Raw genomic sequence first — 24,265 nt, forward strand, 5'->3', positions numbered from 1 at the left:
TTCGATGGTACGACCAAGCCCGCTACCAGCGCGTGCGCTCGCCGTGGCCCCGAGTGGAACGATGTGTGACGCGATTGGGTCGCGACCGATGCTGCAGTGCAAATTGACTTCGTTAAGCCTGCGCTAACAAATGCGTGATTGTTTCATCGACCTTTGCCAGTCCTGACTTGGGGCCGGCTTTTTTTCGCTTGGGGAAGAAATCATCGTGAGAGAGCTCCGCACCCTGCCGCGCACGCGGCGCTTGACGTCTGCCTTGTTGTTCGCATTGTCGACGCCGCTGGCAGCGCAAACCGCGCCGGCGCCGCAGTCGGCCTCGACCGTCCCCGGCTCCAGCCAGGCCGACCCCGCCACGCTCGATACCGTGCAGGTCAGCGGTATCCGCGGCAGCCTCACCTCGTCGATGAACGTCAAGCGCGATGCGCAAGGCATCGTCGACGGCATCGTGGCCGAGGACATCGGCAAGTTCCCCGATACCAATCTGGCCGAGTCGCTGCAGCGCATCAGCGGCGTGTCGATCGACCGCTCGCTGGGCGAAGGTTCGCGCGTGACCGTGCGCGGCGTCGGCCCGGACTTCAACCTGGTGCTGTTGAACGGCCGGCAGATGCCCGGCGCCAGCATCGAAGAATCCAACGCCTCCAACTCGCGTGCGTTCGACTTCGCCAACCTGGCGTCCGAGTCGATCTCCGGCATCGAGGTGTTCAAGACCAGCCGCGCCAGCACGCCCACCGGCGGCATCGGTGCGACCATCAACATCAAGACCGCCCGGCCGCTGGACAACCCGGGCATGCATGCCAATGTGGGTTTGAAGGGCGTGCACGATGCGTCCAACGAGAACTTGCCGGGCCGCCTGCAGGGCGATGCGCTGACGCCGGAAATCTCTGGCATCTTCAGCAACACCTCGGCCGATGGACGCTTTGGCGTGTCGCTGAGCGGCAGCTATCAGGAGCGCGATTTCGGCTACAGCCAGGTCGGCGTGCCCAACGGCTGGCGTTCGTTCCGTGGCGACTCCACCGCCTACGGCACCATCCCGCAGCCGGGTGCGCCGGGCTCGGAGAACATCGTCAACCGCCCCGGCCCGAACGACATCTACTCGGTGCCGCAGAACCTCAACTATCGCGTGGTCGGCGTCGAGCGCCAACGCACCAACGGGCAGCTGGTACTGCAGTACAAGCCGCTGGACAACATCACCACCACGCTGGATTACACGTACTCGGAAAACAAGATCCAGCAGCAGCGCAACGAAATGTCGGTGTGGTTCAACTACGGCCCCTCGGCCAGTGCCTGGACCAACGGTCCGGTGGCCGGCCCGATCACCTACTCGGAATTCGTCAACCCGGCCACCAGCGATCTGGCCACCGCCGGCTCCAATGCGGCCACGCGCAACCAGAACAAGTCGCTGGGCTTCAACGTGGATTGGGCGGTGACCGATCAGTTCAAGCTCAACTTCGACATCCACCGCTCCACCGCCGAAGCCGGTGCGGACAGCCCGTACGGCTCGAGCAATTCGCTGGGCGTCTCGGGCTTTTACCGCGGCACCTCGGTGGTGGATTTCAGCAAGGATTTCCCGGTGTTGCAGCAGCAGTTGGGCTTCGGCCTGAACGGGCTGGACCCCTCGCGCACGCTGGTCACCGGCTCGGCATTCCGCAACAGCTACATGAAGTCGGAGATCGACCAAGCCCAGGTCAACGGCGACTTCACCTTCGAAAATTATTCGCAGTTGAAGTTCGGTATCGGCAGCACCGAGGTCAAGAACCGCTCGGCGTTTTCCAACGTGCAGCGCGATACCTGGGGCGGCAACGGCACCGCGGCCGACTATCCGGACGATCTGTGGATTCCGAGTTCGTTCGCGCAGTATTTCGATGCGATCGACGGCAGCGGCAATCCGGCGCAGTTCAACCAGCTGTTCCTGTTCGACTTCGAGCGCGCCCGTCAGGCCGCCGCGCAAGCGGCGGGCGATGACGCGCTGTACCGCATCTCGCCGGTGTTCACCACCGACCGCCGCGTGACCGAAAAATCCAAGAACGCCTACTTGCAGTGGAACAACAGCTGGGACGATCTGCGCGTGCCGATCAGCCTGGCCGCCGGTGTGCGTTACGAAGAAACCAAGGTGGACGCGCAGGCACTGGTGCCGGTGGCGGTGGGCATCGACTGGGTCGCCAACAACGAGTTGCCGATCCGCCTGGCCGATTCGGCGTTCGCCAGCGGCAGCGGCAAGTACGAATACTGGCTGCCCAGCCTGGACCTGAGCTTCAAGCTCACCGAGGACCTGGTGCTGCGCGGCAGCTACGGCGAAACCATCGGCCGCCCCGGTTGGGGCGACATCCAGGGCGGGCAGACGCTCAACCAGATCGCGCGCCTGGAAGGCGGCACCGGCCAGGAAGGCAACCCCGGCCTGAAGCCACTGCTCTCGCACAACATCGATTTCTCGCTGGAGTGGTACTACAGCGATGCCAGCTACGCCTCGGTGGGCTTCTTCCGCAAGAACATCGACAACTACATCGGGGTGACCACGCGCAACGACACCTCGCTGGGATTGAACACCCCGGTGGGCGGTGCGTACTGGAACGAAGCGCTGGGCAACGGCTGCGCCTCGGCCGACCTGACCTGTATCCGCAACTACATCTTCCGCAACCGCGGCGGCGCGCCCGGCGTGGTGCGCGGAGCTGACGATGCCAACGGCAATGCCACCGGCGTGATCAGCGGGCAGCCCGGCGACCCGGTGGCCAACTTCGCCATCACCGCGCCGGCCAACCAGCGCTCGGCGTCGCTGGATGGCTGGGAATTCAACCTGCAGCACATGTTCGGCGACAGCGGCTTCGGCGTGTCGGCCAACTACACCATGGTCGACTCCGGGCTGACCTACAACAACGCAGTGATCGGCGAGCAGTTCGCGCTGGAAGGCCTGAGCGATTCGGCCAACGTGGTCGGCTTCTACGACCGCGACAAGTGGCAGGTGCGTGCGGCCTACAACTGGCGCGACGAATTCCTGGCCGCACGTTTCGACGGCAGCGGCCAGCCCAACCCGGTCTATACCGAAGCCTACGGCCAGCTGGATCTGAGCGTCGGGTATCAATGGACCGAGAACCTGTCGTTGAGCCTGGAGGCGATCAACCTCACCGACGAGGTGCAGCGCCAGCATGGCCGTCACCCGAACCAGATCGTCTATGCCACCCAGACCGGACCGCGCTACATGTTGGGCGTGCGCTACAAGTTCTGGTGAGGCCGCGCTTTGCTCATGCAGTGATGCGCTTTTAAGCGCTCCCGGCAGCGAGTCTGCCGGAGCGTCTAGCACGACGCTCTCTTTGCGTTTCCCGGATGTGTTGCATCCGGGACTTGCCACGCCGAAGCAACTGTCCAAGCATGGGCCACGCGCCCCGCGTGATGTGTCACTTTCCCCCATGACCAATGCCGTGTTGTTGAACAATCTCGATCACCGCGATCTGCGCGTGATCACCACGCACGGCGCCGCCTTCGGCGATGACGTGATGTCGGCTGCGACGTTTCCGCAGGAATTTCGCCAGCTGCAAGCGCAGTACCCGATCGTGTTCCATCGCAATGGCGAGCGCAGTTTTCAGCCGCTGGCGTTGCTGGGCCTGCGCCTGGGCGAAAACCTGTTTCTGGACGGTGCACGCTGGGATGCGCCGTACGTGCCGCTGGCGATTCAGCGCCAACCATTCCTGATCGGCGAGCAAGCGGACGGACCGATGGTGCACGTGGATCTGGACAGCCCGCGCATCAGCCGCACCTACGGCGAGCTGCTGTTTCGCGAACACGGCGGCACCAGCGAGTTTCTCGACCGCATCAGCCAGGTGTTGCGCACCTTGCATGATGGCCTGGCGGCGAGCGAGGCCTTCGTCGCACGCTTGCTCAGCTACGATCTGCTGGAACCGTTCGTGTTCGAGGCCACGCTGGAAAACGGCCTGGAATGCCGCCTGGCAGGGCTCTACGCCGTCCACGAAGAACGCCTGCGCGCGCTCGACGATGCGGCGTTGCTCGAGTTGCACCGACACGGCGATCTGGAACCGCTGTACATGGCGGTGGCCTCGATCGCGCAGTTCCGCCATCTGCTCGACCGCATGCAGCGCCGCCATGCTGGCTGAGCCGCGCGCCATCGAAGAATTGCACGGACTGGACCCGCAACAGCTGGACCCAGCCTTGCTGCGCTCGACAACGCCGTTGGTATTGCGCGGGCTGGTCCGCGACTGGCCGCTGGCGCAGGCCGGCGCGACTTCTGCACAGGCAGCGGCCATGTATCTGCGCGGTTTCGACCGCGGCGAGGCGGTGGTGGCGCAGGTCGGCCCGCCGGAGATCGGTGGGCGCTTCTTCTACAACGCGGACATGAGCGGCTTCAACTTCCGCCCCGAACGCGTGCCGCTGAGCGTGGTGCTGGACACCCTGCTGCGCGATCTGCATAACCCGCAGCCACCGGCGATCTACGTCGGCTCCACCACGTTGGACACCTACCTGCCCGGCCTGCGCGCGCACAACCCGATCGCCCTGCCGCAGAGCGAACCACTGGCCAGCATCTGGATCGGCAACCGCACCCGCATTGCCGCCCATCAGGACCTGCCCGACAACCTGGCCTGCGTGGTCGCCGGGCGGCGCCGCTTCACCCTGTTTCCGCCCACGCAATTGGCCAATCTCTACATCGGCCCGCTCGACCTCACCCCGGCCGGGCAGCCGGTCAGCCTGGTCGATATCGCCGCGCCGGATTTGCAGCGTTTTCCACGCTATGCGCAGGCGCTGGAACACGCATTGGTGGCCGAGTTGGGACCGGGCGATGCGTTGTTCATTCCCAGCATGTGGTGGCATCACATCGAAGCGCTGGAGTCCTTCAACGTGCTGGTGAATTTCTGGTGGCGGCAGAGTCCGGCCTATATGGATTCGCCGATGAACGCGCTGATGCTGGCCCTGCTCACCATCCGCGACCTGCCAGCGGAGCAACGCGCGATCTGGCAGGACGTGTTCGAGCATTACGTGTTCGATGCCGACGCGCACACCGCCGCACATATGCCCGAGGCGGCGCGCGGTGTGCTGGCACCGATGGACGAGACCCGTGCGCGCAGCCTGCGCGCGCGGTTGCTGCAACGCCTGAATCGCTGAGGATCACTCGCCATGCCCGACACCACGCCTTCCGATCCGCAACAGCGCCCGGTGCGCCGCGTCGTCATCGCCGGTGGCGGTACCGCCGGCTGGATGGCCGCTGCGGCCTTGTCGAAAGTGCTGGGCCGGCAACTGCAGATCACCGTGGTGGAATCAGACGAGATCGGCACGGTGGGCGTGGGCGAAGCCACCATCCCCAGCCTGGTCACCTTCCACCGCCTGCTGGAGATCGACGAGGCCGCGTTCATGGCCGCCACGCAAGCCACCATCAAGCTCGGCATCGGCTTCGAGCATTGGCGCGATGTCGACCGGCACTACATCCACTCGTTCGGCCATACCGGCACCGATCACTGGAGCGCGGGCTTCCAGCATTTCTGGTTGAAAGGCCGGCAGCGCGGCGTAGCGCGCGACTTCGGCGACTACTGTCTTGAGCTGCGCGCCGCGCAGGAAGGCCGCTTTGCGCATCTGCCCAACGGCGGCATGAATTACGCCTATCACCTGGATGCCGGTCTGTACGCGCGCTTCCTGCGCCGCTTCAGCGAAGGCTTCGGCGTACAACGTATCGAAGGGCGCATCGGCAACGTAGAAACCGATGCGCACAGCGGCTATCTCACTGCGCTAACGCTGGAAAACGGCACGCGGGTGGAAGGCGATCTGTTTCTGGATTGCACAGGCTTTGCCGGCCTGTTGATCGGCAAGACGCTGGGCGTGGGCGCCGACGATTGGTCGCACTGGTTGTTCGCCGACAGCGCGCTGGCAGTGCAGACAGAATCGGTTGGTGCACCGGTGCCCTATACCCGCTCGCGCGCCGATCAGGCCGGCTGGATGTGGCGCATTCCGCTGCAGCACCGGGTGGGCAACGGCATCGTGTATTCCAGCCGCTACATGGACCAGGACAGCGCCGCGCAGGTCTTGCAGCGCAATCTCACTGGCCGCGCGCTGACCGAACCGCGCGCGTTGCGTTTCACCCCGAACCAGCGGCATCGGGTGTGGGAAAAGAATTGCGTGGCGCTGGGCCTGGCCAGCGGGTTTCTGGAGCCGTTGGAATCGACCAACATCCATCTGATCCAGCGCGGCATCATCCGCTTGATGCAGACCTTTCCGCAGCTCATCAACGATAGCGATATCGCCGAATACAACCGCCAGGCGGCCGAAGAAATCACCCATATCCGCGATTTCGTGATCCTGCACTACCACGTCACCGACCGCCGCGACACGCCGTTCTGGCGCGATTGCGCGGCGATGGAGATCCCCGACACGCTGCGGCATCGGGTGGAGTTGTTCCGCCAGAGCGGGCGGGTGTTCCATCAGGCCAACGAACTGTTTGCCGAGAACTCGTGGGTGCAGGTGATGCTGGGCCAGGGCATCACGCCCAAGCAGCACCACCCGGTGGCCGACCTGATGGGCGATGCCGAACTCGGTCATTTTCTCGAGAACATCCGCACGCGGGTCGATGCGGCATTGGTACGGCTGCCCGCGCATGCGGACTTTCTGCGGCGCTACTGCCCCGCTCCGCCATTGCCCGAGCCGGCTACGCGGCTGCCTGCCACTCCGGTACTCGCCACCCCGGCGGCATGACATTGCGCCCGACCTCGGCGCACCCCTTGGCTTAGACCGCCCCAGCAATGCTAGATTGCCGCTTTGCCGTCCATTGCGGGAACAGTGGCCGGCGCTCGCCGCAGCAACGTTATCTATCGCACTCGGGGTAAGGGGGACGCATGTTGGATCTGACACAGGGCCGTATGGCACGCCGGATCGCGCCAGTCATTTTGCTGGTTGGCCTGGCCGCTTGCTCCAAGCAGGAAGACAAGGCCGCCACCACCGCGCCGGCCACCGGCGCCACGCCCGCGGCACCGGCCGCCGCGCCCACGCCAGCCACTGCGGTATCGCCGCAGGTGCAGTCGATGGCCGCCGACCAGCTGCGCGCATCGGCCACCAAGGCGCTGCAGGACAACCGCATGTACGCCCCGGCCGGCGACAACGCGGTGGAGTACTACCTGGCACTGCGCGAGAAGCAGCCGCAGGACGCCACCGTCAACAGCGCGCTGACCGATCTGATGCCGTACACGCTGATTGCCGCCGAACAGGGCATCAGCCGCGAAGAATTCCCCGAAGCGCAGCGCCTGATCGCGCTGATCGAAAAGGTCGACCCCAAGGCACCGGCACTGCCGCGCCTGAAGACCGGCCTGGAAGCGGGCATGAAGACCGCCGCCAACCGCTCCGAGCAGGATGCAGAACAGGCCAAGAAGCTGGTCGAAGACAAGGCCAAGCAGGCGGCCGAGCAGAAGCGTCTGGCCGAGCAGCAGACCCGCGAGGCGGCCGCTGCGCAGCAGATCGCCGCGCAACAGGAAGCCGCGCGTCAGCAGACCGCCGAAGCCGAGCGCCAGGCCGCGACGCGCCGTCAGGCCGAGACGCCGGCACCGACCCCGGCCGCCCCGCGCCCGGCACCGGCTGCGGCTGCGGCCGCTGCACCGAGCGCGCAGTCGCTGCGCCCGATCAGCACCCCGGCACCGCGCTATCCACCTGAAGCGCTGCGCGCAGGCACCTCCGGCGAAGTGCTGGTGGAACTCACGGTTGGCACCGACGGCTCGATCACCGCCTCGCGCGTGCTGCGCGCCAATCCGCCGCGCGTGTTCGACCGCGAAGCCCTCAACGCGGTCAAGCGCTGGCGCTTCGAACCGGTGGCCGCACCGGTGACCACGCGGCGCACGCTGTCGTTTAACCCGGGTGGTTGAGTGGGGCGTTGAGCGATCGAGTAGTTCTGCATGCGGCTGAGTGAGTCCGTTGGTTGCTTGATTGCTTGGTCGTTGATTGGTTGATTGGTTGATTGGTTGATTGGTTGATTGGTTGATTGGTTGTTGGCTCATGGCCCATGGCCCATGGCCCATGGCTGCCGATGATCGATGCACTGCACTCCCGGCGAATGTCGGGCACCAAACAAAAAGCCCGCAGCGATGCGGGCTTTTTGTTTCCTGGTGATCCGTGCCCTCATCCGCCCTTCGGGCACCTTCTCCCGAGGGGAGAAGGATTAAAGCCCCTCTCCCCTCGGGAGAGGGGTCGGGGTGAGGGTACGGCGGCGAAGTGGACATCACGAACTTGATAGAGAACAGCCACATTGCACACAAATATCAACAATCGTAGCTACGCATTCGCACCAGCAATCCGTACCCTCATCCGGCGCTGCGCGCCACCTTCTCCCGGTGGAAGAAGGAACATCACCCGGAAATCGCCAACCGCTCCTGGTGATACCGCCGCACCGCCGCGTACCACAACACCGCCGCTACACCGAAGCCAGCCAGCAGATACACCGCCCAGGTCTGCGCATTGATCTGCTCATGGCGTATCACTTTCAACAGCATCTGGTTCTGCGCCAGAAACGGCACCGCGAAGTGCCACAGCTGCGTCTTCAACGGATACGCCATCAGCGCATAGCCCGGCAGCATCGGCAGCAGCAACAGCCAGGTCATATGCGCCTGCGCTTCCTTCATGCTCTTGGCAGCAGCGGCCAGGTAGGTCAGCAGCGAGGTGCCCACGAACAACATCGGGACCAGGATGAAGAGCATCTGCAACATCGGCAAAAAACCAACATTGAGCTGGCGCCCCAGGTTGGAGGTGGACAACTGCGCACTCAGCTTGAACGCCAGCAACGTGAGCAACAACGACACCATGCCGATCACGCAGGCGGCGGCGATCTTGCCGCTCACAATCGCGCTACGTGGCGCCGGCGTGGCCAGCAACGGCTCCAGCGACTGGCGTTCGCGCTCGCCGGCGGTGGCATCCAGGATCAGCGAGGCGCCGCCCAGAAACGAGGTAATCACCAGCAGCACCGGCAGCAGCATCGCCATCATCTGCCCACGCTTGGCGTCGGCGGTGGCCAGGTCCTGCGCGGCGATTTCCAGCGGCCTGCCCACCTGCGCATCGATGCCGCGTGCCAGCAGGCGCAATGCACCGACCTGCTGGCTATAAGCGCTGAGCGCGGCCTGCAACCGCATGCTCGGCACGTCGGCCTCGCGCCGCGTGCTGTCCTTGATGACCTCCACCAAGGCCGGGCGGCCGGCACGCCAGTCCTCGGCGTAGCTGTCGCTGATGCGCAGCGCCACATCCACCTCCTGAGTGCGGATTGCGGCGGTCAGATCGGCAGGCGCGGCGACCGCGTTGAGCCCTTGCGCAGCCAGAAAACGCACCAGATTCGGCGCGTTCTCGCGACCGAGCGTGGGGATCTCCAGCGGCTTGTCGATCTGCGTGCGCACGCGGCTTTCGCTCAGTGCGCCCATGCCCAGAATCAGGATCGGGTACAGCAATGGCGACAGCAGCAAGGCCAATGCCAGCGTACGGCGATCGCGGCCGATATCGCGTAACTCCTTGCGCAGTACCGTCCACAGGGTGGACAACAACGATGTGGTGCTCATGCGTGCAGTCCCTCATCCGAGCCAATCGCCTTGACGAAGGCGTCTTCCAGATTGTCTTCACCGGTGGCGGCGCGCAGTTCGTCGGCGCTGCCGCAGGCCACCACCGTGCCCTTGGCAACGATGACGATGCGATCGCACAGCGCCGCCACCTCCTGCATGATGTGGCTGGAAAAAATTACGCAGCGCCCCTCTGCACGCAACTGCTGCAGAAAGCCGCGCATCGCGCGCGTGGTCATCACGTCCAGTCCGTTGGTGGGCTCGTCGAGAATCACGTTGCGCGGGTCGTGCACCAGCGCGCGCGCAATCGCGGTCTTGGTGCGCTGGCCCTGGCTGAAGCCTTCGGTCTGACGATCGAGAATATCGTCCATGTCCAACGCGGCCGACAGCAGGCGTGTGCGCTCGGCAATCAGCGTGCGCGACATGCCATGCAACTCACCGAAGTAAGCGATGTTTTCGCGTGCGGTCAGCCGCTTGTACACGCCACGCGCATCCGGCAACACGCCAAGTGCGCGGCGCACCGTGACCGGATCGCGGGCGGCGTCCACACCATCCACGGTCACGCTGCCCTGGTCAGGCGACATCAGCGTGTAGAGCATGCGCAAGGTGGTGGTCTTGCCGGCGCCGTTGGGCCCGAGCAGGCCGGTGATCTGGCCATCGGCGGCGCTGAAACTGACCCCATCGACGGCTTTCACCAGCCCGGTCTTAGTCTTGAACGATTTGTGCAGGTTGTCGACAACGATCATGCGAGCGCCTCCGTGGCGTGGTCGGTGCGGCTCATGGTTCCCATCCGTTGAACGAGGTAAACGCGGGCACGTTGTTGAGATCGGCAACGCAGCGCGCATCCAGCTCACCGGCATTGGCGGTTTCGATGAACTGCGCCATCAGCTTGGGGATGCACCCCAGCGCCATGACGCTGTGTCCCTGCCCGGGTGCAACCAGATGCCGCCCATTGGGCAGTCCCTTGAGCACGGTGTCGGCATAGCGTGGCGGCGTGACCGGATCCAGCTGACCGGACAACAGCAAGGCCGGCACCTGCGAACGCAGCGGCTCGGTGAAATCGGCGGCGCGCTTGCCGGTGGGCCACACCGGGCATGCGGCAAAGACGCTGCGCGGCACATCCTCGCCCAGCAGCAATGCCTGGTGCGCGGGCACCGGACGATAGCGGTCGGCATCTTCGGCGCACACCACCGACCATTGCATGGGCTGGTTGATCTGCATGTCCATGTGCGACAACGCCATCAGCGGCGCGTAGCGACCTGCAGCGGCTTCGTCCAGCACCAACGGCAGCAGGGCAGCGCTCTGCGGTGCGTAGGAGAAGGTAAAGGCCAGACCGATCACTGCGTCGGCGGTCACCCGATCGCGCTTGATGGCGTTGGTGCGCAGATCGCGGTACTCCACTTCCGGCGATTCGGTCTTCAAGCGGTCCATGACGGTACGCAGCTGCGTGCGCACATCGGTGGGAAAGCGCGCGCGACAGGCCGCGATGGCACGGCATTGTTCGGACTGCAGGATCAAAGCGTCTTCAAACGTGCGTGCGAACTCACCGCTGATCACCAGATCGCTAGGCGCAACGCCATCGAGCACAATGGCGCGCGTTTGGGCGGGATAGCGTTTGGCATAGTGCTGCGCCACGCGCGTTCCATAAGACACACCGATCAGGTCGATGCGTGGTGCACCCAGGGCGGCTCTGACGGCATCCAGATCGCCGATGGCTTCGGCAGTGGTGTAGTAACGCGGGTCGGTATGGCGTTGCAAGCCTTCGGCACATTGCTGCGCATAGGCGGTCAATTCTTCCGGACTGGACGCCATGCCGGCCTGCAACGGCTTGCCATCGGCTGTCTCGCACCGCATGGGGTGAGATCCCCCGGTGCCGCGTTGATCGACCAGAAAAATGTCGCGATTTTTGCGTACCTCGCGTAACGCAGCCGCTGCGATGGCGGCAGCCTCGGTCGCCGATTGCCCCGGCCCACCGGCGATGAAGAACACCGGATCGGGCTTGTTGCCAGCGCCGGCATCGCTTTCCAGCCAGGCGATCTTCAAGTCGATCCTGCGCCCTGTCGGTGCGGCCGGATTCTCCGGCACGCGCAGGCTTGCGCACTGCGCTTCGATATTGCCGGCCGCGCTGCCGGAACTCAGCGTGCACGGTACGAATTGCAGCGTGCCGTAGCGATTGGCTGCGGCCGTGCCGGTCTGCGTGGTTGCCGCACGTGGCTGCGCGCTGCCGGGTGCAGTTGCGCCAGCCTTGGTTGCAGCAGGCGCATCTTTCGCAAGCGCGTTTTCAGCAGGTTTGTCTGCACGCTGACATCCGGCAGCCAGCATCGCGATCAGCAATGCCGCTACCACTGTGGGTTGCTTCACCATGTTCACCATCTCTCCTGGTATCCCCTATTCCCTGACGCCGCAGCCGGTCGGGTGTGACCGTTGCGACTACTGCCCGTCTTCAAACAGAAACACGTGCTCAATCGATTTCCCGAACAAACGCGCGATGCGAAACGCCAACGGCAAACTGGGATCGTACTTGCCGGTCTCCAGCGCATTGATGGTCTGCCGCGACACGCCCAGCCGCTCTCCCAATTCGCCTTGCGACCAACCGCTGGCCTCGCGCAATTCGCGTACGCGGCTGTTCATTGAAAGCGACGTGCGTTGATGCTTTTGGTGATGCCGTAAATTCCGCACAACAGCGGAAACACCCACAGCATCGCCACCGTTGCGGGGATGTCGATCAGCTCGGCGGCCTGCAGAAACCCACCGGTCATATACGCGCCGCTGACCAGGCCGGCGGCAATGGCGATCGACTCCAGTTCGATCCGTCGCTGCATCTCGTCCGAGTCGCGCACGTAGCGCGCCACCGCGCGGATCACCAACGCCACCAACACTGCGGGCAACAACGCGATCAGCACGCGCGCCCAGTTCGGGTCCACGTGGGCCAGCAGGTATTTCCAGACCAGCATCACCACCACGTACAACATCATCGGCACGCCGAATTCGCGCTGATAACGCCGCGCCAATGCGGGACGCGTGCTGTCGCGCATGCTGCCGCGCGACAGCCAAAACAGCAGCGCCAGCAACAGGCACGACACGCCCGCACCTGCACACAACCCGGCAAGGTAAGCGCTCAGTGGCAACAGCCGCCAATGGCCAAGCGCACCCACTGCGAGCAAGCCCAACCCCAGGCAGAGCGCGACCAGCGCGTTGCGGTTGTAGCTGGTCATGAGCTGCGCCTCTTCTGCGCTGTTGCGCTCGATGGCAGGCCAACGCTCCCCATCTCGGCACTGCCGCGCATCAACCGCTGCGCCGGCCAGCCCTGTGTGCAATCCGATTGCCAATGCTGCTGATGCATCCCTTTCACCTGTCAAGTCAACTTGACAGGCACGATGCTCTTGACGTGGCCAACTGTCAAGCACCCTTTACACGTCCGGCGACGCGCGGGCTGCCGTGTGTTTGCCGATTCAACCACGGCGAGAGGAGATGCATCCACATCCCTTCTGCAGCGCTGCACCGGAGCTGGGTTACGCTCCCTGATCAACTATTGGTGGGAGCGATGATGCGTCTGAAGATCTTGTTGGCAATCGCATTGAGTGGCTGCATGGCGACCTCGGCAGTGGCGCAAGAAATCGCACCTGCGCCGCGCACGATCCAGGTGGATCTGGCTGCCGCCAGCGGGCCGGTCGACCGTTTCTACGCTCTGTCGATTGGCTCGGACTTCCCCGGCACCTTGATCCGCAGCGACACCCAGGCACACCTGGTTCCTGCCGTGCAGGAGTTGGGCTTTCGCTACATCCGCTTCCACGATGTCTTCCATGACGTGCTCGGCACGGTGAAAGAAGTCGACGGAAAACTCGTCTACGACTGGACCAAGCTGGATCAGCTCTACGACGCGCTGCTGGCCAAGCGCATTCGTCCGTTCGTGGAATTGGGCTTTACCCCGAGCGCGATGAAAACCTCCGAGCAGACGCTCTTCTACTGGAAGGGCAACACCTCGCATCCGGATCCGGCCAAGTGGACGCAGCTGATCGATGCCTACGTGCGCCACATCCGCGCGCGCTACGGTGCCGACGAAGTGCGGCAATGGTATTTCGAGGTGTGGAACGAGCCCAACCTCAAGGATTTCTGGGAGAACGCCGACCAGCAGGCCTACTTCGCTCTGTACGCGAACACCGCACGCACGATCAAGGCGATCGACCCGCAACTGCGGGTCGGTGGTCCGTCCACGGCCGGTGCGGCATGGGTGCCGGAACTGTTGGCCTATGTGGCACACAACAAACTGCCGATCGATTTTGTCAGCACGCACACCTACGGCGTGGATGGCGGGTTTCTCGATGAAGACGGCAAGCAGGACACCAAGTTGTCCGCATCGCCGGATGCCATCGTTGGCGATGTGCGACGGGTGCGCGCGCAGATCCAGGCCTCGCCGTTCCCGGATCTGCCGCTGTATTTCACCGAGTGGAGCAGCAGCTACACGCCGCGCGATTTCGTCCACGAAAGTTACATCAGCGCGCCCTACATCCTGACCAAGCTCAAACAGGTGCAAGGCCTGGTGCAGGGCATGAGTTACTGGACCTATACCGATCTGTTCGAAGAGCCCGGCCCGCCGCCCACGCCCTTCCACGGTGGCTTCGGGCTGATGAATCGCGAAGGCATCCGCAAGCCGGCCTGGTTTGCCTACAAGTACTTGAACGCACTCAAAGGCCGCGACATTCCGCTGCGCGACGCACACGCATTTGCGGCGGTGGATGGCCAACGCATCGCCGCGTTGGCATGGGATTGGCAGCAGCCGGTGCAGGCGGTGAGCAATACGCCGTTCTATACCAGACAGGTGCCCAGCACCGAGAGCGCGCCAGTGCTGTTCCGGCTGACGCAGGTGCCGGCCGGCACGTATCAGCTGCAGGTGCGCAAGACCGGCTACCGGCGCAACGACCCGTTGTCGCTGTACATCGACATGGGCATGCCCAAGGACCTGGCGCCGCGTCAGCTGACCCAGCTGCAGCAGGCCACGCGCGATACGCCCGAACAGGACCGCCGCGTGCGCGTCGGCGCCGATGGCGTGGTGGAGATCCGCGTGCCGATGCGCAGCAACGATGTGGTGCTGATGACGTTGGAACCGTCTCCGCGCTGAGGACCGGCAACCACTGCTGAGCGTTCTTACTTCAGATAGGTCTTGAGGATGGCGGTGATGTCTTCCACCGCCAGCTCGCGGTCACCCAGCGCATCCGGTGCCGCCACGTGATGCTTGAGGTGCTCGCTGAGCAACTCGACCATCAGCCCCTGCGCCGCGCCGCGGAACGCCGCCACCTGCGTCAACAACGCAGTGCAGTCCACGTCCTGCGCCAGGGCTTTTTCCAGCCCCTCCACCTGCCCGCGGATCCTGCGCACGCGCGCGAGCAGTTTGGATTTGTCCTGATTCAGATGTGCCATTGCCATATACCCCCTGGGGGTATCCGAGATACCATAGGGGGGTATCGTAGCCAGAGCCCCTTCCGATGTCGATCACGCACGCCGCGCCGCACTGCGCGCAGTCGCACACCTTTGCCAGCACCAACCCGCTGGCCGAACACAGCACCCGCAAGGCCGTCATCCTGACCGTGGTCATGATGGTGGTGGAAATCGTCGGCGGCTGGACACTCAACTCCATGGCCTTGCTCGCCGATGGCTGGCATATGAGCTCGCACGCGCTCGCCCTGGGGCTTGCGTTGTTCGCCTACCGCTTCGCGCGGCGCAACGCCAACGATGTGCGTTTCACCTTCGGCACCTGGAAGGTCGAAGTGCTGGGTGGCTACACCAGTGCGATGCTGCTGTTGGGCGTTGCCGGCCTGATGGCATTTCAATCGGTGGAGCGTTTGTTTTCGCCCAAGCCGATCCAGTATCAGGAAGCCACGGTCATTGCGGTCATCGGACTGCTGGTCAACCTGATCTGCGCCTGGTGGTTACGCGATTCGCATGGCCATGGTCATGACCACGGCCATCACCATGGGCACGGCCATGAACACGCGCATGACGGTCATGGTCATGGTCACCACGACGGTCACGCCGATCTCAATCTGAGGGCGGCATATCTGCACGTGGTCGCCGACGCGGCGACTTCGGTCTTGGCGATTGTCGCGCTGGTCGCCGGCATGCATTGGGGCGTGACCTGGCTGGATCCGATCATGGGCATCGTCGGCGCGGTGCTGGTCACCGTCTGGGCGTGGGGACTGCTGCGCAGTACCGGCCGCGTGCTGCTGGATGCGGAGATGGATGCCCCGGTGGTGGAAGAAGTGAAGCAGGTCATCGCCGAGCTGCCGCATGCGATCGAGATCGGCGACCTGCATGTCTGGCGCGTCGGCAGCGATCGCTATGCTTGCGTGGTCAGTCTGATCACCGCGGCAGATATCGATGCGAAGCTGGTTCGCGAGGCGCTGCAGATTCACGAAGAACTGGTGCATATCACCGTCGAGTTGCAGCGCCCGGCACTGCACGCAGCGCGGGCGTAGCACCGCCTATGCGCAACCGCATGCACGTTGCATGCGGCACAGCGTGCATGCAGCTGCCGGCGCTATCGCTGCGCTGCGGACCTGGTTGCTCAGGTCTTCGAAGGCGCCGGGCTGACGTATTTCTCGCGGCGAATCTGCGCGTTCGGCAGGCCGGCTGCCTTCAAGGCTTCGATGCAGCTGTCCACCATGTCCGGGTTGCCGCACAGGTAGGCGATGTCGCCTTGCGCATCGGGCGCGAACTCCGCCAGCTGCTGCTGCACGTAGCCATGCCGCACATCGGCATGCGGCTGCTCGGGCAGCTCGCGCGAGAAACACGGCACGTAGCGGAACTGCGGGTGCGCATCGGCAAACGCACGGAAGTCGTCGCCGTACAGCAATTCGACCGGGGTGCGCGCGCCCTGCAGCAGCACCACCTGCACGCCACGGCTGGCGATCGCCTCGGCCAGCAACGGCAGCATCGAGCGGTACGGGGTGACCCCGGTACCGGTGGCGATCAGCACATAGCGCCGGTTGTGGTCGCCCGGCGGCAGGCAGAAGCGGCCGTACGGCCCGCTGGCCTGCAACTGGTCGCCGATCTGCAGGCCTTCGAACAGCGCAGTGGCCGAGCCGCCGGGCACGAAGCTCACCGCGATATCCACCGCCTCGCCCGGTCCGAACGCGTGGTCGTGGATGGTCGCCAGCGAATAGCTGCGCTTGGTCGGCGTGCCATCGGCGCCGCTGAAATGGATCTGGATGAACTGCCCGGGCTGGAAATCCAGCGGCTGCCCGTCGTCACGCAGGAACTGGCAGTGGGCCACGGTGGGCGCAATCATGCGCCGGTCGACAAGCTTGAGGGGGAATTGAACGGGCACGAACGTATTTAGGACAGTCTGTGATCGGGGCTTGCCCCCGCGGGCTTCTATAATAACGGCCTGCAACTCGCTGCGCCGTCACGCTGACGCGAAGGAACATCTTGAATTCTCCATCTCCGATCACCGCACCCGCGCTGCGTGTGTGCGATCTGCGCAAGACCTACGACAACGGCACCCAGGCGCTCAAAGGCGTCTCGCTGGACGTGGCGCCAGGTGATTTCTTCGCCCTGCTCGGCCCCAATGGCGCCGGCAAATCCACCCTGATTGGCATCATCAGCTCGCTGGTGAATCTGTCCGCAGGCCAGGTGGAAGTGTTCGGCACCGACCTGGTCCAGCACCGCAGCGATGCGATGCGGCTGATCGGCCTGGTGCCGCAGGAGGTCAACTTCAACCTGTTCGAAAAACCCTTCGACATCCTGGTCAACTACGCCGGTTTCTACGGCATGCCGCGTGCCGAGGCCGAGCGGCTGGCCGAAGCGGAGCTGCGCCGCTCGCACCTATGGGAAAAGGCCCAGGTGATGAGCCGCACGCTGTCCGGCGGCATGAAGCGCCGGCTGATGATCGCCCGCGCCATGATGACCCAGCCGCGGCTGCTGATCCTGGACGAGCCCACCGCCGGCGTGGACATCGAGATCCGCCGCGACATGTGGCGCGTGCTCAAAGAGATCAACGCCGCCGGCACCACCATCATCCTGACCACGCATTATCTGGAAGAAGCCGAGCACCTGTGCCGCAACCTGGCCATCATCAATCATGGCCAGATCGTCACCCAGGGCCCGATGCGCGAGCTGCTGGCCAAGCTCGATGTGGAAGGCTTTTTGTTCGATATCGACGGTGATCTGCCGGCCGAATTGCCGGTGATCGAAGGCACTACGCTCACCGCCATCGACGGCCACACGCTGGACCTGGACATGCCGCGCGCGATGGACCTCAACCGCGTGTTCGCCACGCTCGGCAGTGCCGGCATCCGGGTGCGCTCGATGCGCACCAAGAGCAATCGGCTGGAAGAGCTGTTCGTGCGCTTGACCGGTGATGCGCCGGCGCCAGACGCCGCCGCACCCGCGACGCCCATTCCCAACGGCACACCGCCAGCGCAGCCGCGCAGCGGAGGCCAGCCATGAACGAGATCCGCACCGTGACCGAACCCACCAACGCACGCCGCAACTGGATTGCGCTGGGCACCATCGTGCGTCGCGAAGTGCAGCGCATCCTGCGCATCTGGGGCCAGACCCTGGTGCCGCCGGCCATCACCATGACGCTGTACTTCTTGATCTTCGGCGGGCTGATCGGCTCGCGCGTGGGCGACATGGGCGGCTATACGTACATGCAGTTCATCGTGCCGGGCCTGGTGATGATGAGCGTGATCCAGAACAGCTACGGCAACATCTCATCGAGCTTCTTCGGCGCCAAGTTCGGCCGCCATGTGGAAGAGCTGCTGGTGAGCCCGATGCCCAACTGGGTGATCCTGTGGGGCTACGTCTCCGGCGCGGTGCTGCGCGGGGTGATGGTCGGCGCGCTGGTGCTGATCATCGCGATGTTCTTCACCCCCGTACGCATCCCGCATCCGCTGGTGACGCTGAGCACGGTGGTGCTGGGCGCGATCATCTTTTCGCTGGCCGGCTTCGTCAACGCGGTGTACGCCAAGAAGTTCGACGACGTGGCGATCGTGCCCACCTTCATCCTGACCCCGCTGACCTATCTGGGCGGCGTGTTCTATTCGGTGAAGTTGCTGCCACCGTGGGCCGAAGCGGCCACCCACGCCAACCCGATCTTCTACATGGTCAACGCCTTCCGTTACGGCCTGCTCGGCAGCTCGGACGTGCCGATCTGGGTGGCCTACGCGCTGATGCTGGGCTTTGTCGCGGTGCTCAGCGCACTGGCGCTGTGGTTGCTGCGCCGTGGTGTGGGCTTGCGGAGCTGATGACGATGGCGATGCATATCCTCATCCTCGGCGCCGGCGGCACCGGCGGTTATTTTGGTGGACGTCTGGCGCAGGCCGGGGTCGATGTCACCTTCCTGGTGCGCGATGCGCGTGCGGCGCAGTTGCAGGCCGATGGCCTGCGCATCCGCAGCCCGCTCGGTGATGCGGATCTGCCGGTGGTGCATGTCACCGCGCAGGACCTGCCGGCGCTGGTGGCGCAGCGGCCGTTCGATCTGGTGATCCTCAGCTGCAAGGCCTACGACTTGGACAGCGCGATCGAGGCGATTGCGCCGGCGGTGGGCGAGCACACCACGGTGCTGCCGATCCTCAACGGTCTGCGGCACTACGCAGCGCTGGACGAGCGCTTCGGTGCAGCGCGGGTGTTGGGCGGGCTGTGCTTCATCAGTGCGACCAAGGGCGAGCACGGCGAGATTCTGCACCTGGGCAAGCCGGCGGCGATGACCTTCGGTGAGCGCAGTGGCAGTGCCAGCTCAGCGCGGGTGCAGGCGTTTGCTGCGGTATGCGCGCAGGCAGGCATCACCCATGTGGCCAGCGAGCAGATCGCGCAGGAGCAGTGGATCAAGTACAGCTTCCTCACCGCACTGGCGGCGGCCACCTGCCTGATGCGTGCGCCGGTCGGTGCGATCGTGGCCACCGACGATGGCCGCGCGTTGATCAACGGCTTGTACAACGAATGCCTGTGGGCCGCCGATGCGGCCGGGCAGCCGATTCCGGAAGCTGCGCGCGCCAAGGCGCTGCAGACCTTGTTGCAGGTGGATTCGCCGCTCAAGGCCTCGATGCTGCGCGATCTGGAAGCCGGCCAGGACGTGGAAGCGGCGCAGATCGTTGGCGACATGCTGAAGCGCGTGCGCGAAACCGGACGCAACGCGCCGCTGCTGATGGCGGCGAATGTGCATCTGCAGGCGTATCAGGTGTTGCGGCATAGCTGATGCTGTTGGGGTGTGCGGGCGGTTGTTGGGCTGCGTGTAAACCGTACCCCCATCCGCCCTGCGGGCACCTTCACCCGTTGGGGGAAGGGTTGATGTCGATACGTCGAGGTGGCACGGCGTATCGCTGCATGTCATGCGATGCCGCGCGCCGCGCGCGATAGAAATCGGCATTGCCACTGCCTTCGCGCTGCAACGACGCGTTGCACACGATGCTCTGCATCCCCTCGCCCGTCGTGCTCGCCATGAAACTGCTCAGCCACCTGTTCCGTGCCGGTCACTTCGTGATCCTGGCGTTTTTCGTGCTGTGCGCGGCGGGTCTGGTGGCGATGGCCGGGCTGGAGCTGTGGCACGGGTTTACCCCCGGCGGCGACATGGTGGTGCGCGATCGCTTCAACGTGGTGCTGGAGGCGATCGGCCTGCTCACCGTGGCGCTGGTCACGCTGGAACTGGGCCAGACCATCTTCGAAGAAGAAATCCTGCGCGATGTCAAAGTCAGCGGCCCCACACGGGTGCGGCGCTATCTGTCGCGCTTTTTCGTGGTGATCGTGATTGCGCTGGCGATCGAAACCCTGGTGTCCATCTTCGAGCTGATGCACGACGACCCGGCCAAGCTGCCGTATGCGGCGGCGGTTGGCCTGTGCGCGGCGCTGCTGCTGATCGCCTGGGGCGTATTCGTCAAACTCAACCGCAGCGCCGAAGAGCTGGAGCCCGAGGCGATGGAAGAAACCAAGCGCGAGGACCGCGAAGTCGAGGAGTAAGCACTTCGCGCGCGGCCGCATGGCGTTGCGCTATAGCGGTCGACAGAGCCGTCATTATTTTTCAGTGGCTAACAAAGCGTAGCGAGTGGTCGTCAGATGGATGCGGACGGCGCGGAGGAACCGGAGTGTACGGGTGGTACATGCCGATTCCGAGCACCGGCCTAGCCCGCCTGGTTGTCGCGCAGTAGTTTTGATAGCCGCTCTTACTCAGGGTCGTGCAATGGCAGCCGCTGACCCTGGAGCACGTAGACGCATCGCCTCGGCGGATTCTTCCGCGCTGCGCTCCGGATCCGTGTCGACCAACGCGATCGCCGGCCGGCGCTCACGGCGCGACAGCAGGGTGATCCAGCCGGCCTCGATCGTGGTGATGCTGCCCGCCGGGTCGCCGCGACCGACCTGATGCCCACTGCTGCGCGGCTGGTCGGCCGCGATGTCCTGCCCGACCTCGGCGACCACACCACGCACCTTGATCCGGTCGCCCGTGCGTACGCGCGTGCCCATCCGCATCGTGTACTCGCTCTCACCGGGTACACCGATTCCGGTGTCATAGCCCTGATCGAGCACGAACACGGCGTCGGAGGTCGCATCCACGCCATCGCCTTCGTCCTGTACAAACCAGCCCACCACCTTGCCGCGATGGCCATTGCCCAGGGTTTCGGCAAGCTCCTGGCCCATCTCGTCGCTATCGCCCGCCAGGCTGCGGGTCACGATGCCTTCAATGGCCACTTTTTTCCCAAGCAGCGGACTGATGTCGGCGCTGCCCTGGATGCGACCGATCAGCACGCGATCCGGATCCATCGGCGCAACGGCCTTGTCACTCTGGGCCGGCAGCGGCGCGCGGCACGCGCCGAGCAGCGCGGTCATCATCAGCACCGCCATCCAGCGCGGTGCGCGGATCCTTCGCATCGCATGACTTCCTGTGAGTAAAGAGACCGAGTCTACCGCGCGCACCACTGCCGCCTACCGCAAGCGGTTCAGGCCTGCGGTGCGGGCAACGGCGTCACCGTGGTCGGCTTGCCATCGGCGCCGAGCGCAATCATCACGAAGTGGCCGCGCGTGCACAGCTCGCGCGCGCCGCTGAGCAGATCCTCGGCGATCAGCTCCACTTCCACCTTGATCGAGCTGCGCCCCACCGACACCACGCGCGCGATGGTTTCCACCATCTGGCCCTGCCGGATCGGCAATTTGAAATCCACCTGATCCGAACGCGCGGTCACCACCGCACGCCGCGCATAGCGCGAGGCTGCCAGAAACGCGGCCTTGTCCATCCACGCCAATGCCTGGCCGCCGAACAACGTGCCCATGTGGTTGGTGTGGTTGGGGAATACGATCTCGACCATGCGCACTTCGGTCGGGGGAGGCGTCTGCGGGCTGTCTGACATGCGGGTTTCCAAAGAGGGGGATGTGCGGCCATTGCGTGCCAAAGCGATTGCAACAGCCGAACGCGCGCCGGAGATGCCTTCAGGCCGCAGCGGCGTCCGCCGGAACGCAGCGCCGCTGCTGTGTCGCTGTCCGTCGTGCCTACGCTGGCGCAGATACGCGTTGGAGGAAATGCTGCTGGCTCAACTGCATTGGTCGATGGCTGGCAGTCTGCGTGGCGCATGCCCGCGCACTGCGTTGCGCGCGATATGTTTTTTATCGGGAATGCGGTCGCGGCCGGGGCCGCTCCTACGAGAGCGCTGAGTTCACGTCATCGTTCGCTTGTCGATACGGCGGCGTGTACCGAGATCTTCGATGACGCGCATCGAAGATAGGTTACATCGACGACTCAGAGGCTGCTCTTGACCGCGGTTTCCACCTGCGCCGGCGACTGGAAGCCCGGCAGGCGCGCCACTTCGCTGCCATCGCGATACAGCGCCAGCGTCGGCGTCTGGCGCAGGCCGAGGTCGCGGAAAAATTCTTCGCCCACCACTTCCAGCTTCACTTTCAACAAGGCCACACCGTCGGCCGCAGCGCTGACGGCGAACTTGTCCAGCGACATATCGAGCATGCGGCAGCCCGGGCAGTTGTCCTTGTAGAAATCCACCAGCGCGCGTGGATGCGCAGCCAAGGCGGCGGTGTAGTGCTCAGGCGAGGTGACGGTAATGGTCTGCATCATGGAATTGATTCTTGCATTGGGCCAGGACCGCATCGGTCCAGGTAGCGATGGCCTGCGCATCGCGCACGCCGTGGGGCATCTGTTCGATGGTCAAACGTGGAAACGGGCTGGCGAAGAACTGTGCCATACGGTGCACCGCGCCGCAGAAATAGTCTTCGCCCCACTGCGTTTCGCCGGTGCCGAACACCGCCACCTGCGGTGGCTTGCCCAGCGTTTCGACCAGCTCGACGATGAAGCGTTTCATCTCTGCCGGTGTACGGCCACCGTTGTCGGTCCAGCTGCCGAGCAGAACCAGTTCGTATTGGCCGGGCGCGTGCGGCACTTGCGCCAGCGTCTGCACATCGGTTTCCACCCAGGTCACCGCATGACCGGCCGCTTCGCAGTGCAAGGACACACTGCGCGCAACATCACGCGTGTTGCCGCTCAACGAGGCGAGTGCGAGCAGGATGTTCATGGGGCGGAGATTCGGGAGTCGTGATTAGGGATTCGTTGAAAGCAGGGATTGGAGAGTCGGAGTTGGGGATTCGTCAAAGCACATCAAGTTGCTGCTGCGAATCCCGTCCGCCCAATCTCCAATCCCGGATCCTGATGATTCGTAAAGCGCATCAATGCTGCTGCGACGAATCCCAAATCCCGAATGCCTAATCCCGGCTCCTCACAGATCGTCGAAGCCGTTATCCGAATTGGTCTTCTTGTACGAGGCATTCCGCATTTCGAAGAAGTCGGTCTTGGTCTCGGTGAAGTTGTCGGCGTAGGCCTTGATCCACGGCATCACGTTGTCGTTGGCGCCTTCGTACAGCTTCTCGATGCCGAGCATGCCGGCCATCTTGTTGGCGCGGTACTTCACGTAGCGGATCATCTCGTCCACGTCGATGCCGTCGATGCCGTCCAGCACTTCGGCCGTCCACACCGTTTCCAGGTCGATCGCGTGCTCGAAGGCCTTGTGCACGTAGTCGGTGAGCTGGTCGCCCTGCAGCGCCTGGTTCTCGCCGATGATGGCGCGAATCAGCTCGCTGATGAACTTGGAATGCGCCAGCTCATCGCGGTTGATGAAGCTGATGATCTTGCCGGTGCCGGTCATGCGGTTCTGGCGGACCAGATTGTAGAAATACGCAAAGCCGGAATAGAAGTTGATGCCTTCCAGGATCGAGGACTGGATCAGCGCGCGGATCAGCGTTTCGGCGGTCTTGTCGCGCAGGAAGTCGTCGTAGGCGCCCATGATCGGCGCGTTGCGCTTGATGATGGTCGGGTGCGTGCGGGCGAGCTCGAACACGCGGTTCTGATCGGCCAGGCCGGTGATCGAGGCCAGCACGTAGCTGTAGCTCTCGTTATGGATCACTTCCTGCTGGCCGATGATCGCGGCATTGGCATGCGCGGCCGGGTCGGTGATGTATTCGGCAACGTTGTAGATGAAGCGCGTCTGCGGCGAATCCAGCGTAGCCAGCAGGCCGATGATCGAATCGTAGGCATTCTTCTCGCGCGCCGACAGCTCGTTGTACTGGCGCGCGTCGCCCTTCATGTCCACCTCGTCGGGGATCCAGAAGTTGGTCGACAGCTCTTTGTAGGCCCGATAGAAGGACGGGTACGGGATGTCGTTCCAGTTGAGGATGCCGGAGGTCTGGCCATTGATGATGGCGGTGGAGCGGTTGGGGTGACGCGGCTCCAGGATCTTGATGCGCTCAAGCGGTGTTGCGGACATGTGGGT

Annotated in this window: 23 protein-coding genes and 1 other RNA gene; 11 read left to right on the forward strand and 13 right to left on the reverse strand. The window is 64.3% G+C overall.

Annotation, left to right across the window (positions count from 1 at the left end):
• Positions 1-205 precede the first annotated feature (205 nt).
• From AC1PLU_RS21255 to AC1PLU_RS21275, 5 genes are all read left to right on the forward strand, one after another.
• Positions 206-3,220, forward strand: a complete 3,015-nt coding sequence (locus AC1PLU_RS21255) for a TonB-dependent receptor (protein WP_481094190.1) — start codon at positions 206-208, stop codon at positions 3,218-3,220.
• 178 nt (positions 3,221-3,398) lie between these two features.
• Positions 3,399-4,100 (forward strand): SapC family protein, encoded by a 702-nt coding sequence (locus AC1PLU_RS21260; RefSeq protein ID WP_481094259.1) that lies wholly within the window; start codon positions 3,399-3,401, stop codon positions 4,098-4,100.
• On the forward strand, positions 4,090-5,103 hold the full coding sequence (locus AC1PLU_RS21265) for a cupin-like domain-containing protein (protein ID WP_481094189.1): 1,014 nt from the start codon (positions 4,090-4,092) through the stop codon (positions 5,101-5,103). The genes AC1PLU_RS21260 and AC1PLU_RS21265 overlap by 11 nt, the downstream gene beginning before the upstream one ends.
• 12 nt (positions 5,104-5,115) lie before the next feature.
• Entirely contained in the window at positions 5,116-6,681 is a 1,566-nt protein-coding gene (locus tag AC1PLU_RS21270; protein WP_481094188.1) for a tryptophan halogenase family protein, read from the forward strand.
• Positions 6,682-6,821: 140 nt separating this feature from the next.
• Positions 6,822-7,838, forward strand: coding sequence for an energy transducer TonB (locus AC1PLU_RS21275; protein WP_481094187.1), 1,017 nt, complete (start codon positions 6,822-6,824; stop codon positions 7,836-7,838).
• Positions 7,839-8,318: 480 nt separating this feature from the next.
• On the opposite strand, the gene AC1PLU_RS21280 is transcribed toward AC1PLU_RS21275, so the two are convergent.
• From AC1PLU_RS21280 to AC1PLU_RS21300, 5 genes are read right to left on the reverse strand one after another with little or no spacing between them, the layout of a single operon-like run.
• Positions 8,319-9,512, reverse strand: a complete 1,194-nt coding sequence (locus AC1PLU_RS21280; RefSeq protein ID WP_317061135.1) for an ABC transporter permease — start codon at positions 9,510-9,512, stop codon at positions 8,319-8,321.
• Positions 9,509-10,255 carry an ABC transporter ATP-binding protein gene (locus AC1PLU_RS21285; protein WP_006449486.1) on the reverse strand — a complete coding sequence of 249 codons (747 nt, stop codon included), beginning with the start codon at positions 10,253-10,255 and terminating at the stop codon, positions 9,509-9,511. The genes AC1PLU_RS21280 and AC1PLU_RS21285 overlap by 4 nt, the downstream gene beginning before the upstream one ends.
• 31 nt (positions 10,256-10,286) lie before the next feature.
• Entirely contained in the window at positions 10,287-11,879 is a 1,593-nt protein-coding gene (locus tag AC1PLU_RS21290) for an alpha/beta hydrolase (RefSeq protein WP_481094186.1), read from the reverse strand.
• 60 nt (positions 11,880-11,939) lie between these two features.
• A complete protein-coding gene (locus tag AC1PLU_RS21295) occupies positions 11,940-12,140 on the reverse strand; it encodes a helix-turn-helix transcriptional regulator (RefSeq protein ID WP_481094185.1) in 201 nt (66 codons plus the stop codon).
• Positions 12,137-12,724 (reverse strand): hypothetical protein, encoded by a 588-nt coding sequence (locus AC1PLU_RS21300; protein ID WP_104551894.1) that lies wholly within the window; start codon positions 12,722-12,724, stop codon positions 12,137-12,139. The genes AC1PLU_RS21295 and AC1PLU_RS21300 overlap by 4 nt, the downstream gene beginning before the upstream one ends.
• A 332-nt stretch (positions 12,725-13,056) precedes the next feature.
• Here AC1PLU_RS21300 and AC1PLU_RS21305 point away from each other — a divergent pair, with 332 nt between their 5' ends.
• Complete coding sequence (locus tag AC1PLU_RS21305) at positions 13,057-14,628, forward strand: GH39 family glycosyl hydrolase (protein ID WP_481107169.1); 1,572 nt, start codon at positions 13,057-13,059, stop codon at positions 14,626-14,628.
• A 26-nt stretch (positions 14,629-14,654) separates the two neighbouring features.
• Here the strand turns inward: AC1PLU_RS21305 and AC1PLU_RS21310 are convergent, their stop codons facing one another.
• Positions 14,655-14,927 (reverse strand): metal/formaldehyde-sensitive transcriptional repressor, encoded by a 273-nt coding sequence (locus AC1PLU_RS21310; RefSeq protein WP_104551897.1) that lies wholly within the window; start codon positions 14,925-14,927, stop codon positions 14,655-14,657.
• A 65-nt stretch (positions 14,928-14,992) separates the two neighbouring features.
• Between AC1PLU_RS21310 and dmeF the strand changes: the two genes are divergently transcribed.
• Positions 14,993-15,982, forward strand: coding sequence for a CDF family Co(II)/Ni(II) efflux transporter DmeF (gene dmeF, locus AC1PLU_RS21315; RefSeq protein WP_481107170.1), 990 nt, complete (start codon positions 14,993-14,995; stop codon positions 15,980-15,982).
• Positions 15,983-16,071: 89 nt separating this feature from the next.
• Here dmeF and AC1PLU_RS21320 read toward each other — a convergent pair whose 3' ends face one another.
• A complete protein-coding gene (locus AC1PLU_RS21320) occupies positions 16,072-16,899 on the reverse strand; it encodes a ferredoxin--NADP reductase (protein WP_481107171.1) in 828 nt (275 codons plus the stop codon).
• A 35-nt stretch (positions 16,900-16,934) separates the two neighbouring features.
• Between AC1PLU_RS21320 and AC1PLU_RS21325 the strand changes: the two genes are divergently transcribed.
• The 4 genes from AC1PLU_RS21325 to AC1PLU_RS21340 all read left to right on the forward strand — a co-directional run bounded on the left by AC1PLU_RS21325 (position 16,935) and on the right by AC1PLU_RS21340 (position 20,462).
• Entirely contained in the window at positions 16,935-17,954 is a 1,020-nt protein-coding gene (locus AC1PLU_RS21325; protein ID WP_238601810.1) for an ABC transporter ATP-binding protein, read from the forward strand.
• Positions 17,951-18,754: an ABC transporter permease gene (locus tag AC1PLU_RS21330; RefSeq protein ID WP_168959992.1), complete on the forward strand. Its 804-nt coding sequence runs from the start codon at positions 17,951-17,953 to the stop codon at positions 18,752-18,754. The genes AC1PLU_RS21325 and AC1PLU_RS21330 overlap by 4 nt, the downstream gene beginning before the upstream one ends.
• A gap of 5 nt (positions 18,755-18,759) precedes the next feature.
• Positions 18,760-19,704, forward strand: a complete 945-nt coding sequence (gene panE / locus AC1PLU_RS21335) for a 2-dehydropantoate 2-reductase (RefSeq protein WP_481094180.1) — start codon at positions 18,760-18,762, stop codon at positions 19,702-19,704.
• 242 nt (positions 19,705-19,946) lie between these two features.
• Positions 19,947-20,462, forward strand: coding sequence for a hypothetical protein (locus AC1PLU_RS21340; RefSeq protein WP_043889539.1), 516 nt, complete (start codon positions 19,947-19,949; stop codon positions 20,460-20,462).
• A 66-nt stretch (positions 20,463-20,528) separates the two neighbouring features.
• Here AC1PLU_RS21340 and AC1PLU_RS21345 read toward each other — a convergent pair.
• The 6 genes from AC1PLU_RS21345 to AC1PLU_RS21370 all read right to left on the reverse strand — a co-directional run bounded on the left by AC1PLU_RS21345 (position 20,529) and on the right by AC1PLU_RS21370 (position 24,259).
• Positions 20,529-20,604: non-coding RNA, sX9 sRNA (locus tag AC1PLU_RS21345), on the reverse strand.
• A 65-nt stretch (positions 20,605-20,669) separates the two neighbouring features.
• Positions 20,670-21,329: a single stranded DNA-binding domain-containing protein gene (locus AC1PLU_RS21350; RefSeq protein ID WP_481107172.1), complete on the reverse strand. Its 660-nt coding sequence runs from the start codon at positions 21,327-21,329 to the stop codon at positions 20,670-20,672.
• 107 nt (positions 21,330-21,436) lie between these two features.
• Positions 21,437-21,844 carry an acyl-CoA thioesterase gene (locus AC1PLU_RS21355; protein WP_481094178.1) on the reverse strand — a complete coding sequence of 136 codons (408 nt, stop codon included), beginning with the start codon at positions 21,842-21,844 and terminating at the stop codon, positions 21,437-21,439.
• Between the two features lie 386 nt (positions 21,845-22,230).
• Entirely contained in the window at positions 22,231-22,557 is a 327-nt protein-coding gene (locus AC1PLU_RS21360; RefSeq protein WP_104552093.1) for a thioredoxin family protein, read from the reverse strand.
• Positions 22,529-23,014: a flavodoxin gene (locus AC1PLU_RS21365; protein ID WP_481107173.1), complete on the reverse strand. Its 486-nt coding sequence runs from the start codon at positions 23,012-23,014 to the stop codon at positions 22,529-22,531. Before AC1PLU_RS21365 ends, AC1PLU_RS21360 begins: the two co-directional genes overlap by 29 nt.
• A 201-nt stretch (positions 23,015-23,215) precedes the next feature.
• Positions 23,216-24,259: a ribonucleotide-diphosphate reductase subunit beta gene (locus tag AC1PLU_RS21370; protein WP_006448529.1), complete on the reverse strand. Its 1,044-nt coding sequence runs from the start codon at positions 24,257-24,259 to the stop codon at positions 23,216-23,218.
• Positions 24,260-24,265: the final 6 nt, after the last annotated feature.

This window comes from Xanthomonas sp. NCPPB 2933, assembly GCF_056725225.1.